This is a genomic window from Bacillus paranthracis, assembly GCF_001883995.1.
In the GTDB taxonomy this organism is placed as follows: Bacteria; Bacillota; Bacilli; order Bacillales; family Bacillaceae_G; genus Bacillus_A; species Bacillus_A paranthracis.
Genome location: NZ_MACE01000086.1, coordinates 39,607 through 51,687, shown reverse-complemented (window position 1 = coordinate 51,687; position 12,081 = coordinate 39,607). Strand labels below are relative to the sequence as shown.

Below are 12,081 nucleotides of genomic sequence, written 5' to 3'. Positions count from 1 at the left end.
TAGACTATAGTCAGCTTCTTTCTTTTACTTTTTATCACACATCTTTGTTTCATTTTTAACGTTTCCATCCGCAACCGTAACTGTATGGAAACAATCTTTCACACGTACTGTAACGACATTATCTTTTCGATCTATCACATGATAATCATTAAACTTTTTATCCAATGCACTACGAATTTGCTCCCCTTCAAAAATCGGAAAACCGTGAGACATTACCCAAATGAGACCAGCGACAGCAAGAATCGTTTTCATACGTTTCATTACCTCCTCGAGAGTAAACTTATAGTCCCTATAACACGCGCATTATAATTGTGTCTAAATTGTGACATTTTTATACTAATTCTATTTTATAATGGTAGTTCCTTCTTCTTTTTAATGAAAATACAGAATTTTCAATTTTATCAACATAAAAAACGTAAAGAACTACAATTCTTTACGTTTTCTTAGCTAACATATATAACTCGCATTAGTTTCCACTTCGTTGTTCTATCGTTTTCGAAACATCATATAATCCTGCCAACACTTCCGCCCTCATTTTTACAAGCTCAGGGAATTGATAGAAAAAGGCAATTTTTTTATACTTTAACTCCGATCCTTCTTTCACCTTTTTTGAATCTTGCAAAATAAATGCTGTAAATGTATCTGCAATATCTTCTGCTACATTTGTCGTTCCATACTGTGAGACAAACTCATCATGCTTTTCTTTAAAAAATTCAATTTGCGTTTCTTCACTTTCTTCTACTTTCTTTTCTGTCCACTCCTGCTCAATAGGCTTCCAGAAAGAATTATAAAATTGATTAATATAAGAGTTTTCCTTCGCACATCCCTCTTGTAAGAAAAGATTTCCGCATTTATTTCGGTACGTCGAAATATCTTTATCCTCTTCAAAATCCTTTACATAGTTTTCATCTACTGGTATTTGCTTATGCCCGAGCGTCAACACGTGAGCCGTCTCATGAATTAATGTTTTCATCACTTCATCAATATTTACCGCGGAATCAAGCGTATCTAAGCTAAGAGTCCATTCTTTCGGATTCTCTATACTAGGCATAACGTGAGCAACAACACCATCATAACCATCCGTTATTAAATCAAATTCTGTTATATTCCCGCGATATTTAGCTGGAATAAGCGTGCGATACATATCCCATAAATCCTTATGATACTCTCTATCTTGACGTTGTTGTAGCACCTCTTCTTTCGCTTCTTTCTCTTCAGCAAATACTTTATTTAAACGTTTCCGTTCTATTTTTTCAAAATAAGGATCTACAATTTCATCACCATCAATATAATAAGAAGCTAAAAAGAAATAATTTTCATCATCATCTTCTTTTTTCTGCTCTGCCTCTTTCATATCCGCACTTTCATGCTCTTCTATTTCATAATCTTCTACTGCTTCAAGCTCAGATAATCCATCTATTTTTTCATATACTTTTTGAAGTTTCTTATCTCCTATTTCCACACATTCTTCGTCTGTTTTACACACTTCTTTTTCTTTCACACTCTTCATAGAACTTTCACACCCTGCTAGTAAGCCGATTGCAACGATAACCCCTACTAACTTGCCATACAGTCTCTTCATACAATCCTCCATTATTCCATTCTACAAAATATCATAATCATTTTTTAACGAATATGCGATAATGAATTATAAAAAATGTAAGGAGGTTTCCTATGATTCGGGCAGTCTTATTCGACTTAGATGGAACACTATTAGATCGTCGTCAATCTTTAGAACAATTTATTCATGATCAATATAATCGCTTTGCCTCTCATTTAATGAACATAGAAAAATCCGAGTATTGTTCTCGATTTCTCGAACTAGATAATAATGGCTATACGTGGAAAGATAAAGTATATGCTACTCTCCTTTCCGAATACAACATTACTACTTTAACGCAAGAGCAACTGCTGCACGACTACATTACAAATTTTCAACATCATTGTATCCCTTTCCAAAACATGCATGAATTACTTCAACGTTTAACACAACAAAATATTAAAATTGGTATTATTACAAACGGCTTTACTGACTTTCAGATAAATAATCTTCGCGCACTAAACATACATACGTATACAAATACAATTCTCGTTTCAGAAGCGGAAGGAATTAAAAAACCGCATCCTGAAATTTTCGAAAGAGCTTTAAAAAAGCTAGATGTGAAGGCAGAAGAATGTCTTTACGTTGGGGATCATCCTGAAAATGATGTACTGGGTTCTGAACAAGTAGGGATTCTTGGTGTTTGGAAAAGAGATTCATTTTGGGGTAATTTTGAGCATTCGCGTGTGGTGGATGATTTGTTGGAGGTGCTTTCGTTTTTAGAGATAGAGACAAAAACAAGACAATAGTAAAAGGAGGCTTCGTTTCCCGGACGCCTCCTCTTCCTTTATAATTCATATACTGTAAACTGCGGTTTACTCGGATGATCTTTAACTAGCGCATCATCTGGAAACTTTGAAACTTTTTGATATAAGGCAATGTCACCCATCCAACCTGCTGTTAGTAGAATTCCTAAAAATGAGAGTGGCTCCAGATTCATAGCTAACCCCAATACAATTGGCAAAATTCCAGTCGGTAAAAACGGCAGCATTAACACTTTCTTCATTTGCTTTACTGTAATTTCTTTTTTAGAATGAGCGTATGCAGCACCTAATTTCCAATTGACGCCCCATGTTAGTTCACTCCATGGAACACCTCCGATATAACGAAATCCAATTAAATGTATTGCCTCATGAATACAAACGAAAACAATCATTCCAATAATCAAAAGAAACATAACGGGCAATGTAAATTCAAATTGAACCCCGCCTGAAAGAAATATATGCAAATAACCAATTCCAAACGCCAACGCAAATATTATAAGTAATGAATAGATATTTAACTTAACCATCGAAACAGTAACAGTCGTTTCTTTTCTGTTATCCATCTTCCTCCTCCTAAAATATAAAAAAAGAAATCGGCCACTTTACTTCGTAAAACAGCCGATTTCTTCTATATGTTTCATCGTACGCGCCAATACATCGTCGCGCATTATAAAGCTAAATTTTCTATCCGTTTTAATGTTGTCAGGAATGTCTGTTAATAAAACAGATCCTTTCGTTTCTTCGTAATGCGTATGTTCTTCTACCGCACTAATTGTTGCAAAATAAATGTTTTTAATGATTATTTTGTCTTTTCCAGATACTTTATATTGTCCTAAGTAAGTTAAATCAGAAACTATGCCGCCGGTTTCTTCATGAACCTCTCGAACTGCCGCTTCTTCCGGTGTTTCCCCTAGTTCTACTTTTCCACCTGGAAATTCAAGACCGCGACGTAAATGATGCGTTAATAACCATTGATCCCCGTACCGGCATACAACCCAAACATGCTTTGGCTCAGGAGAAAATGGATAACGTTCAAACGATAATTGTACAGTGTTGTGGTAATAATCTTTAAATTTGTACATGCCATTACTCCCCTATTGATGGTTACAAGTTTTTCCTACCACAAATTGTAGCATATTCTCGCTTTTCTGCATAATATTATCCAATTATAATCCATTGATTATTCCCATTTGCGCGACTAATTCTTTCGTCTCATGATTTCCTAAATCGTAAATCATTTTATATGCTTTTTGTAGTTGTTCATCATATCGGTCATTATTTGAATCATGATGATACTCAACAAATGGAACGTGGGAGCGTACAAATGAACCTAAATCCTCTACATACGCTTGATCAAAGTACTCTCTTAACTCCGTAATTTCCTCATCATTTGCGGAAATCTCAAAATTATACGTATCCGCTGTCTTCACTTGTGAAATTTGACCGTTTGCTATTGATATATAATATGTTTTTTTCTGCTCCATGTAACACCCTTCTTTCATCCTTTTTATTTCTATTGTTTTCATCAATTACAAAATTATGTAAAATAAAGAAAAGGAGGGATTCCATGTTTAAAATATTAATTATCGGTATTATAATTGTCCTAGTCATATTAGTACTCTCCGTCATGACGATTAATAAAGGCTACGCTTATAAACATTCCGTCGATAAACCAGAAGATAACCCGTATACAAAAAACAGCAAGAAGAATTCATAATACGCTTCGTATACTACTACTTATTTTAGGCCACATCATATCCAGTATTCGTTTACTAGCAGGTCAACATAACTTTCTACCACTTTCACAATTTCTATTAGGAGCTTTACTATTCCTTATTGCCCTTGAACAAATAAAGAAAAAAGATTCAGGAACCGGATTTATTTAGATTTTCCTCATCATTAGCTATATAAAATAACAAGGGGGATATATATGCTAAAGGGATTACAGATTATTTTTGCACTCATTGCATTATGTATAGTAATTTACGGATATTTTACTGGTAATAGAGAAATGATGCCTTATATGTTCATTTTCTTAGGATTAATGGCTTTCACTATAGGACTAGGAGAAATAAAACAAGACAGAAAATCTAGTGGTATATTTGCTTTCATAGCTGGAGCTGGTGCTTTATTTCTTAGCTTCTCAGAAATATTCCGATAAATAATCTATTTAAGGGGGAATTACATGCTAATTGGATTACGGATTGCTTTAGGACTTTTCACGCTTCTCATACTCTTTCTTTGCACTTATATCCAGATTACCGATCATTTCTCACTTCTCCCATACGTACAATTTATTCTCAGTTTTTTCTTTATTCTTGTCGGAATTAACGAATTTATATCCGGACGAAAATCAATGAGCATTCCGTTTTTTTTTCGTTTCTATTCTTACACTCTTCGTTCTCATATCAAACTACCTTCGCTACATATAGAATGAAATCTTGAGCAATTTCGCATTTACAAGCACGTAATAAAATAGGGATGATTTTTTTGTCAGTTTTTGTCGGTAAGTCGATATCCAGTGTCGAAACGTCGATATATTAAAAAAATCGTTGATATATTTCAAGTTACGGTCGATATATTCGAAAAATCGTCGATATAATTTTATTTATTATCATGACAAAAAAAACTGCCCTTTTACAGGCAGTTTTCTTTCTATCCAAATACTTTCTCAAGTTCATCTTTATCTTGGCTTAACCAGAAGTTCATTAAGCGTTTTGCTCCTTCTAAATCGTGAAGCTTCGCTTGACCACATTGCGTTTCATTTGCAGCTGGAATTTCTGTAATTTGAACCGCATCTTTTAATGTTAGTTCTAATAAATCAATGATTTCTCGAACTGTCGGTGTTCCGCTTACTACAAGGTAATATCCTGTTTGGCAGCCCATTGGTGAAATATCGATAATATCGAAATGCGGATAACGATCAATATATTTACGTAAATTAAATGCTAATAAATGTTCTAACGTATGAATAACATCTGGTTTCATCGCTTGTTTATTCGGTTGGCAAAAACGAATATCAAATTTATTTACAATACCGTCACTACCTACATTGTGAACTCCGCAATGTCTTACATAAGGTGCCTTTACAATCGTATGATCTAATTCAAAGCTTTCTACTGATGGCATACAACATCTCTCCCGCTTTTAATTTAATTCCGTTATATCCAATATGATATAACGGAAATGCACATTAGTAAAGTATTATGTACAGTCGTGCTATAATACTTTAAGAATATGCTGAAAAGGAGATCGTTATGAAACAGATTTTTATTGGGATTATACGCTTTTATCAAAAGTTCATTTCTCCGATGACACCACCCACTTGCCGCTTTTATCCGACTTGTTCTCATTACGGATTAGAGGCGTTTCAAAAGCATGGTGCACTCAAAGGCTTTTGGCTTACTTGTAAGCGTATATTAAAATGTCACCCTTTCCACCCAGGAGGATTTGATCCTGTCCCAGATAAAAAGGATGACAAAGTACATTCTTAATTATCGTAACCATTCACAACTAAATCTAATTTTCCTGTATCAGGATCGATAACAAGACCGTGAACAGGTACTTCTTCCGGAAGTAATGGGTGGTTGCGAAGTACTGATACGCTATGTTCTACACTTTCTTCTACACTAGAGAAACCGCGCAAGAATTGTTCTAAATCAATTCCAGAATAACGAAGCATATCTAATTTCTCTTCTGTTATACCGCGCTCTTTCATTTTCTCAATCGTACTACTTGCTTGAATTTTTGCCATACCACAATCATGGTGACCAACTACACATACTTCATCAGCGCCAAGTTCGTATACAGCGACTAAAATACTACGCATAATACTTCCAAATGGATGTGAAATAACAGCGCCTGCTACTTTAATAATTTTCACATCGCCGTTACGCATATTCATCGCTTTCGGCAATAGTTCAACAAGTCTTGTATCCATACAAGAAATAATTACCATCTTTTTGTTTGGAAATTTCCCCGCTACAAACTCTTCATACTTTTTCTCTTCCACAAATTTCTCATTGTATTGCAAAATCTCTTCTAATGACTTCATAGTAAAAGGCCCTCTTTTCTCTCGTTTACACTACATAATTAGTGTACCAAAATATGAAAAACTCAAAAAGGATATCGCTTTATAGTAAAAATAAGATATTTTCAGATAATCGACATAATTCTTTCAAAATATACACACAGCTTTGTAACAAGTCTCACATACTTTAAACGCATTTTCACTATAAACTGATTGTAGATAATGTAAAAAAGGAGTGAATATTTATTATGTCCGACGTTCTGTTACTGAGTCGTTTTCAATTTGCAATTACTGTTTTTTATCATTTTTTATTTGTACCTTTGACAATCGGACTTGTTATTTTAGTAGCGTGTATGGAGACTCAATACGCCCGCACATTGAATCCAACATACCGCAAAATGGCAAATTTCTGGGGTAAATTATTTACAATTAACTTCGTAATGGGGATTATAACCGGGATTACGATGGAATTCCAATTTGGAACAAACTGGTCTGAGTACTCCAAATATATGGGAGATATTTTCGGATCACCTCTCGCAATCGAAGCACTCGTTGCCTTCTTCTTAGAATCTACTTTCATGGGAATATGGTTATTCGGTAAAGACAAAATTTCACCAAAGTTCCGTGCCTTCTGTATGTGGATGGTTGCACTTGGAACAAATATTTCCGCCCTTTGGATTATTACAGCAAACGGCTTTATGCAAAACCCTGTTGGCTACGTCGTACGTAACGGCCGCGCTGAATTAAATGATTTCTGGGCACTCGTTACGAATCCATACGCTTGGAATATGTTCTTCCATACTGTAGTTAGTTGTTATATTGTTGGTGCTTTCTTCGTTATGGCAATTAGTGCCTATCACTTATTACGTAAAAATGAAGTTGAATTCTTCAAAAAATCATTTAAGTTTGGCTTAATGTTAGGCTTATTTGCCGCAACAATTACACCGTTTATGGGACATCAATCTGGTGTATCCGCGGCTAAATATCAACCTGCTAAAGGTGCTGCAATGGAAGCTGTTTGGGAAACTGGGAAAGGACAAGGCTTCTCGATTGTTCAAATTCCTGATGTGGAAAATGAAAAGAACTTTGAATTCCTTACGATTCCAAAGTTAGGAAGTTTCTTCTATACAAATTCATTTGATGGCGAAATTGTTGGTTTAAAAGATATTCCGAAAGAAGATCGTCCAAACGTTAACCTTGTGTACTATAGCTTCCGCTTAATGGTTGCACTTGGTATGTTCTTTATGGCATTAACTTGGTACGGTTTCTACTTAAACCGAAAAGGAAAACTGGAAAACTCAAAACGTTACTTAAAAATTACAATATGGTCTGTTTTACTACCATATATCGCAATTAATGCTGGTTGGATTGTTGCCGAAGTAGGTCGTCAACCATGGACAGTATATAAACTCATGCGTACCGCAGAATCTGTATCACCTATATCTGTCCCGCAAATTTGGTTCTCATTAATTAGTTTAATCTTGTTCTACACTTTACTTTTAATCGCAGACGTATACTTAATGCTGAAGTTCGCCAAAAAAGGACCAGCAGCATTAGAGGAACCTGCTACTGAGGGAGGCGTGGCTCATGTCTCATGATATGCTTGCGATTATCTGGTTTGGTTTATGGGGCGTGATTTGGACAGTTTACTTTATTCTTGATGGATACGCACTTGGTAACGGAATGATTTTTCCTTTCGTTACGAAAGACCGACAAGAACGAAATCAATTACAAGAAGCAATTGGCCCGTTCTGGGGCGGTAATGAAGTGTGGTTAATTACAGCTGGTGGCGCAACATTTGCTGCCTTCCCAGTCACATATGCAAATATGTTTAGTTATTTATATACACCGTTATTCTTAGTATTACTTGCACTATTTGCTCGTGCTGCTGGACTTGAGTTCATGCATAAAGATGATTCACCAATTTGGCAAAAAACTTGTAAATGGGCATTTGCAATTGGTAGTTTCTTAATTGCTTTCCTATTCGGTGTTACATTTGCTAATCTTTATTACGGACTACAAATTGGGAAAAATGGCTATGAAGGAAATTTACTTAGCTTACTAAATCATTACGGTATTTTAGGAGGGCTGTTCTTCACTACTATATTCGTCGTATCTGGTGCCCTTTGGGTTATGATTAAAACGACTGGTGAAGTATCTGACCGTGCTTATAAAATCGCAAGACCATTTTCAATGGCAGCTGCTATCATTTTAGCTATTTTCTATGTAGCAACTGCAAATCGTACAAATTTATTCCAAAACTTCACAGAGTACCCGGTACTATTCATTCTTCCAGTACTTGCAATGTTAATGAGTGTACTCGCACTTATTATGGTGTACAAACATAAAATCGGTCTTGCATTCACATTCGTTTGCTTAACAATCGCAATGTTTATGACAACTGGCTTTGCGGGTATGTTCCCAAGAATGTTACCATCTCGTATTAATGATGCTTATAGTACAACGTTATACAACGCAGCTGGTAGTCAATTAAACTTAAAAATTATGTTCTTCGTTGCAATGGTTATGGTACCAATTGTTATTGGATATCAACTTTGGAGTTACAGTATCTTTAAAAATAAAATTCATAAAGACTCTGCTAAAGGGTATCACTAAAATGAAAAAAGACACTTCGTTTGAAGTGTCTTTTTATACGTATGATTTTCGATAAGATGTTATATTTCTAATCTAACAACTATAATACAGAAGAATCATTAACAGCTCACAGCTAGATTGTAGCACAGGACAAGTTCATCATTTTATGCAATTTTACATATTTCTCTATAAAGTAAACTGTATTCCTTGATCATTCACATCGCTATCCCCTACATCTGATGTACTAATCCCGCTAAATGTTTGTACTTTAATCCCCGTATTCGATGATCCCGATCCATTATAAGCTTTCGTTTTTTCAATCGGCTGCACGTTATATTTATCTCCTAAATTAATCGTTCCATTGCAGTTTTCAATAATAACGCCTTCCACAACTGACGGCATTTTGTCACCTACTTTCATTTCCTTACTTTCATTTTATGAAAAGCGCCTAAAAAAATAGCATGTTTCCATAAGAAAAAAGCACTCAGACTGAGTGCTTTTTTCTTATTTACCTTTTTTCTTTTTCTCACAAGCAATTCCATCGCCATCACGGTCTAAATGCTTACCATAATACGGGCTATCTCTTGTAATGTCATAATATCCCGCATCGTTTGCTTCTTTACAGTTCGCAAAACGTTTCGGATCTGGCTTTACTTCTGGTTTCGGTTCTGGTTTCGGCTGTGGTTGTTTTGCTCCTGGTCTTTCTTCAAATGGTAACGTTGCATTATATAAGAACTGAACGTATTGCTCACGACTTACATGCATTTTAGGTGCGAATGTACCATCACCAGTTCCAGCCGTAATATAATTTGATTTAATTGCAGTAATCGCAGGATTCGCCCATCCATTTCTATCTACATCCGGGAAATTATGATCCCCTCTAATTTGCAATTGGAATCCTCTTGTCAAAATTTGTGCCATTTCTTCACGAGTTAACGAATCTTTCGGTCTAAATTTTCCTGTGTTATCTCCAACAAATATACCCATCTCTGTTAAAGCAAGAATCTCTTTTTTAAACATAGTTGAACGATCCGTAATATCTTTATATGGATTGTTATACTGTTCTTTTACTGTCGGTTTTAAATGGCGGAACATAAGAGCTGCAACTTGCTCACGCGTTACATCATCACCAAATCCAAAAACCCCATTTCCGTATCCAGCAACAACGTTTTTATTTGCTAAATCCATAATTGCTTTATAAGACCAATGATCGTTTGGAACATCTTTAAAACCTGCGCTTGCCTCCGCTGTTCCAATTGAAGTAAATGCTGTAGTTGCAACAAGTGCACCTGTTAAAATTAATTTTTTAAATCTCATACTTAAGTCTCCTTCTCTTTCCATAATAACCATTTAACAATATAACAAATTATTCAAATGTACTTTATTATATTCTGTCGAACACAAAAAAGAATCCTGCAGGATTCTTTTTTGCTAAGCATGAATGGCAATTTTGGAGACAGTTGACTTCTTCAAAAATTTATTAGGGGTAATATTTTGAAAAAGAAAGCCTTTCATATGTAGGTTAACACTACTGGAATATATAGTAAATTGATAATATTTATACGGAAGATTGCTAATGTTTAGTATAGATACTTTCCACTATACCAACAGTGAAAAGCATCTACATGAAACAACAAAAAAGGCGCCTTCAAAGAAGATGCCTTTCATAAACAGACACTATAAAACAGAATTATTTATTGTTATACGATTGTTAGATACAAAAAGTAGAGGGAAATGTTTGTATTACATTCTGTTTTATAAAGTATGTCTACCACTTATATTTTAATCCTCTTCACTTGAAAATAAATATAATATGCATAATTACATATGAAAAAGAAAAGACACTCCATAGAGTGCCTCTTCAACCATTTTACTTTTAATATATCGCTTTACATACATTGTAACATATGTATCCATATATTTTATTGAGAAAATTCAAAATCCTTTTTTTTTCATTTTCAATTATAAAATCATGTAATATAAAAGGTATGTCAAATTCTTATACAAGTTGAGGTGTACTATATTTATGTCTTTCGGAATCATTCCTCTTATATTGTTTATTATTTTTCTTATCTCCTATTTAAAAGATCCACGAAAAATAATAAATGGGTTTTTATTTAATACTTTTATCTGTTTTTTCCTTCTGTTTTGTATACTTGTCTCTTGGAACTCAAGTAATACTATCCTAGGCTACATAATAGTCTTACCTATTTTAGCACTTATCGTTATGATTCCTTTTGGTATTGTTGCTTTAATGTTTGGACTATTTCTGAATGCGAGAATTTTAATGAAACGAGAAGGCCGACGTTTTACTAACTGTTTAACACTTATTGCTGCTTTAGGTATTTTATTCTGTATATTATTCCTTTTCATAAGTCCAGCAAGTTTCTTCTCATCACATTTCCAGCCTATTTTCGCTGGTATTTCTCTTATAACCGTATATTTCTTTATACACTTATCTAACTTCTTAAGCGCTTATTTTCTATATCAATTCAACAGACCAAGGCGTAATCAAGATTTCATTATCGTTCTCGGTAGCGGCTTAATTAATGATAAAGTACCACCTTTACTTGCAAGTCGTATTCATAAAGCGATCGACTTTTACTGGAAACAAGCCGCTGTGAATACGCCACCAACAATTATTTTCTCTGGTGGACAAGGTCCAGATGAAGGCCTTCCTGAAGCAGAAGCGATGCAAAAGTACGCTGTTGAAAAAGGAATTCCGCTTGAACATACAGTGCAAGAAAATCGCTCTGTAAACACATATCAAAATATGTTGTTCTCTAAAGAAATTATGGATTCTTTAAAACCAGACGGTAAGTATAAAAGTATTTTTACAACGAATAATTTCCACCTTTTCCGCGCTGGTATATATGCAAGACAAGCTGGTCTTAATAGCCAAGGAATTGGATCAAAGACAGCCTTTTATTATTGGCCTAATGCAATGATTCGTGAGTATGTTGCAATCGTTGTGATGGGACGTAAGCGCCATATGAAAGTTTGCGGAGTTATTTTAGGATTTTCTTTATTCCTATCCTTACTTAGTTTTATCATTTCTTAATAGCATCCCATCCTTTGAAAGGATGGGATTT

General features: G+C 34.7%; 17 protein-coding genes. 8 read left to right on the top strand and 9 right to left on the bottom strand.

Annotated features, from left to right (window positions below; genetic code table 11):
• Window positions 1-24: 24 nt before the first annotated feature.
• Window positions 25-252: a hypothetical protein gene (locus tag BAQ46_RS28825; protein ID WP_000849109.1), complete on the bottom strand. Its 228-nt coding sequence runs from the start codon at window positions 250-252 to the stop codon at window positions 25-27.
• Between the two features lie 214 nt (window positions 253-466).
• The gene (locus BAQ46_RS28820; RefSeq protein WP_071743415.1) at window positions 467-1,582 is read right to left on the bottom strand and encodes a hypothetical protein; all 1,116 of its coding nucleotides are present in this window, start codon (window positions 1,580-1,582) and stop codon (window positions 467-469) included.
• 92 nt (window positions 1,583-1,674) lie between these two features.
• Here BAQ46_RS28820 and BAQ46_RS28815 point away from each other — a divergent pair, with 92 nt between their 5' ends.
• Window positions 1,675-2,349, top strand: coding sequence for an HAD family hydrolase (locus BAQ46_RS28815; protein WP_061132002.1), 675 nt, complete (start codon window positions 1,675-1,677; stop codon window positions 2,347-2,349).
• 38 nt (window positions 2,350-2,387) lie between these two features.
• Here the strand turns inward: BAQ46_RS28815 and BAQ46_RS28810 are convergent, their stop codons facing one another.
• The 3 genes from BAQ46_RS28810 to BAQ46_RS28800 all read right to left on the bottom strand — a co-directional run bounded on the left by BAQ46_RS28810 (window position 2,388) and on the right by BAQ46_RS28800 (window position 3,848).
• Entirely contained in the window at window positions 2,388-2,927 is a 540-nt protein-coding gene (locus tag BAQ46_RS28810; protein WP_071743414.1) for a DUF3267 domain-containing protein, read from the bottom strand.
• Window positions 2,928-2,966: 39 nt separating this feature from the next.
• Window positions 2,967-3,446, bottom strand: coding sequence for an antimutator 8-oxo-(dGTP/GTP)ase (gene mutTA / locus BAQ46_RS28805; protein ID WP_000276386.1), 480 nt, complete (start codon window positions 3,444-3,446; stop codon window positions 2,967-2,969).
• Between the two features lie 84 nt (window positions 3,447-3,530).
• Window positions 3,531-3,848 (bottom strand): hypothetical protein, encoded by a 318-nt coding sequence (locus BAQ46_RS28800; RefSeq protein WP_000435818.1) that lies wholly within the window; start codon window positions 3,846-3,848, stop codon window positions 3,531-3,533.
• 83 nt (window positions 3,849-3,931) lie between these two features.
• On the opposite strand from BAQ46_RS28800, the gene ytzI reads away from it, so the two are divergent.
• The 3 genes from ytzI to BAQ46_RS28790 are packed head-to-tail and all read left to right on the top strand — an operon-like array spanning window position 3,932 to window position 4,525.
• Window positions 3,932-4,081 (top strand): YtzI protein, encoded by a 150-nt coding sequence (gene ytzI, locus BAQ46_RS28795; RefSeq protein WP_000472802.1) that lies wholly within the window; start codon window positions 3,932-3,934, stop codon window positions 4,079-4,081.
• Window positions 4,074-4,250: a DUF3953 domain-containing protein gene (locus tag BAQ46_RS31300; RefSeq protein WP_219993374.1), complete on the top strand. Its 177-nt coding sequence runs from the start codon at window positions 4,074-4,076 to the stop codon at window positions 4,248-4,250. The genes ytzI and BAQ46_RS31300 overlap by 8 nt, the downstream gene beginning before the upstream one ends.
• 44 nt (window positions 4,251-4,294) lie before the next feature.
• Window positions 4,295-4,525, top strand: coding sequence for a YczI family protein (locus BAQ46_RS28790; protein ID WP_000911960.1), 231 nt, complete (start codon window positions 4,295-4,297; stop codon window positions 4,523-4,525).
• Between the two features lie 494 nt (window positions 4,526-5,019).
• Here the strand turns inward: BAQ46_RS28790 and luxS are convergent, their stop codons facing one another.
• Window positions 5,020-5,493, bottom strand: a complete 474-nt coding sequence (gene luxS, locus BAQ46_RS28785) for an S-ribosylhomocysteine lyase LuxS (RefSeq protein WP_001141369.1) — start codon at window positions 5,491-5,493, stop codon at window positions 5,020-5,022.
• Window positions 5,494-5,621: 128 nt separating this feature from the next.
• Between luxS and yidD the strand changes: the two genes are divergently transcribed.
• Entirely contained in the window at window positions 5,622-5,858 is a 237-nt protein-coding gene (gene yidD / locus BAQ46_RS28780; protein WP_000809333.1) for a membrane protein insertion efficiency factor YidD, read from the top strand.
• Here the strand turns inward: yidD and BAQ46_RS28775 are convergent.
• A complete protein-coding gene (locus BAQ46_RS28775) occupies window positions 5,855-6,418 on the bottom strand; it encodes a beta-class carbonic anhydrase (protein WP_000838159.1) in 564 nt (187 codons plus the stop codon). The two genes, yidD and BAQ46_RS28775, sit on opposite strands and share 4 nt — an antisense overlap.
• Window positions 6,419-6,642: 224 nt before the next feature.
• On the opposite strand from BAQ46_RS28775, the gene cydA reads away from it, so the two are divergent.
• Together cydA and cydB are read left to right on the top strand one after the other, a co-directional pair.
• Window positions 6,643-7,992, top strand: coding sequence for a cytochrome ubiquinol oxidase subunit I (gene cydA, locus BAQ46_RS28770; protein WP_071743412.1), 1,350 nt, complete (start codon window positions 6,643-6,645; stop codon window positions 7,990-7,992).
• Complete coding sequence (gene cydB, locus BAQ46_RS28765) at window positions 7,982-9,010, top strand: cytochrome d ubiquinol oxidase subunit II (protein ID WP_071743410.1); 1,029 nt, start codon at window positions 7,982-7,984, stop codon at window positions 9,008-9,010. The genes cydA and cydB overlap by 11 nt, the downstream gene beginning before the upstream one ends.
• Window positions 9,011-9,175: 165 nt before the next feature.
• Here the strand turns inward: cydB and BAQ46_RS28760 are convergent, their stop codons facing one another.
• Window positions 9,176-9,409, bottom strand: a complete 234-nt coding sequence (locus tag BAQ46_RS28760; RefSeq protein WP_001998505.1) for a spore germination protein — start codon at window positions 9,407-9,409, stop codon at window positions 9,176-9,178.
• Between the two features lie 84 nt (window positions 9,410-9,493).
• A complete protein-coding gene (locus BAQ46_RS28755; protein ID WP_071743409.1) occupies window positions 9,494-10,306 on the bottom strand; it encodes an S-layer homology domain-containing protein in 813 nt (270 codons plus the stop codon).
• A gap of 709 nt (window positions 10,307-11,015) precedes the next feature.
• Here BAQ46_RS28755 and BAQ46_RS28750 point away from each other — a divergent pair.
• Window positions 11,016-12,050, top strand: a complete 1,035-nt coding sequence (locus BAQ46_RS28750; protein WP_071743408.1) for a YdcF family protein — start codon at window positions 11,016-11,018, stop codon at window positions 12,048-12,050.
• The last annotated feature ends 31 nt before the right edge of the window (window positions 12,051-12,081 follow it).

Excerpts from the sequence above, each read along its gene's own strand:
- mutTA (WP_000276386.1), bottom strand. The coding sequence starts at position 3,446 with ATGTACAAATTTAAAGATTATTACCACAACACTGTACAATTATCGTTT.
- ytzI (WP_000472802.1), top strand. The coding sequence starts at position 3,932 with ATGTTTAAAATATTAATTATCGGTATTATAATTGTCCTAGTCATATTA.
- yidD (WP_000809333.1), top strand. The coding sequence starts at position 5,622 with ATGAAACAGATTTTTATTGGGATTATACGCTTTTATCAAAAGTTCATT.
- luxS (WP_001141369.1), bottom strand. The coding sequence starts at position 5,493 with ATGCCATCAGTAGAAAGCTTTGAATTAGATCATACGATTGTAAAGGCA.
- BAQ46_RS28790 (WP_000911960.1), top strand. The coding sequence starts at position 4,295 with ATGCTAAAGGGATTACAGATTATTTTTGCACTCATTGCATTATGTATA.
- cydA (WP_071743412.1), top strand. The coding sequence starts at position 6,643 with ATGTCCGACGTTCTGTTACTGAGTCGTTTTCAATTTGCAATTACTGTT.
- BAQ46_RS28820 (WP_071743415.1), bottom strand. The coding sequence starts at position 1,582 with ATGAAGAGACTGTATGGCAAGTTAGTAGGGGTTATCGTTGCAATCGGC.
- BAQ46_RS28755 (WP_071743409.1), bottom strand. The coding sequence starts at position 10,306 with ATGAGATTTAAAAAATTAATTTTAACAGGTGCACTTGTTGCAACTACA.
- BAQ46_RS28825 (WP_000849109.1), bottom strand. The coding sequence starts at position 252 with ATGAAAACGATTCTTGCTGTCGCTGGTCTCATTTGGGTAATGTCTCAC.
- BAQ46_RS28800 (WP_000435818.1), bottom strand. The coding sequence starts at position 3,848 with ATGGAGCAGAAAAAAACATATTATATATCAATAGCAAACGGTCAAATT.
- BAQ46_RS28750 (WP_071743408.1), top strand. The coding sequence starts at position 11,016 with ATGTCTTTCGGAATCATTCCTCTTATATTGTTTATTATTTTTCTTATC.
- cydB (WP_071743410.1), top strand. The coding sequence starts at position 7,982 with ATGTCTCATGATATGCTTGCGATTATCTGGTTTGGTTTATGGGGCGTG.
- BAQ46_RS28775 (WP_000838159.1), bottom strand. The coding sequence starts at position 6,418 with ATGAAGTCATTAGAAGAGATTTTGCAATACAATGAGAAATTTGTGGAA.
- BAQ46_RS28760 (WP_001998505.1), bottom strand. The coding sequence starts at position 9,409 with ATGAAAGTAGGTGACAAAATGCCGTCAGTTGTGGAAGGCGTTATTATT.
- BAQ46_RS28810 (WP_071743414.1), bottom strand. The coding sequence starts at position 2,927 with ATGGATAACAGAAAAGAAACGACTGTTACTGTTTCGATGGTTAAGTTA.
- BAQ46_RS28815 (WP_061132002.1), top strand. The coding sequence starts at position 1,675 with ATGATTCGGGCAGTCTTATTCGACTTAGATGGAACACTATTAGATCGT.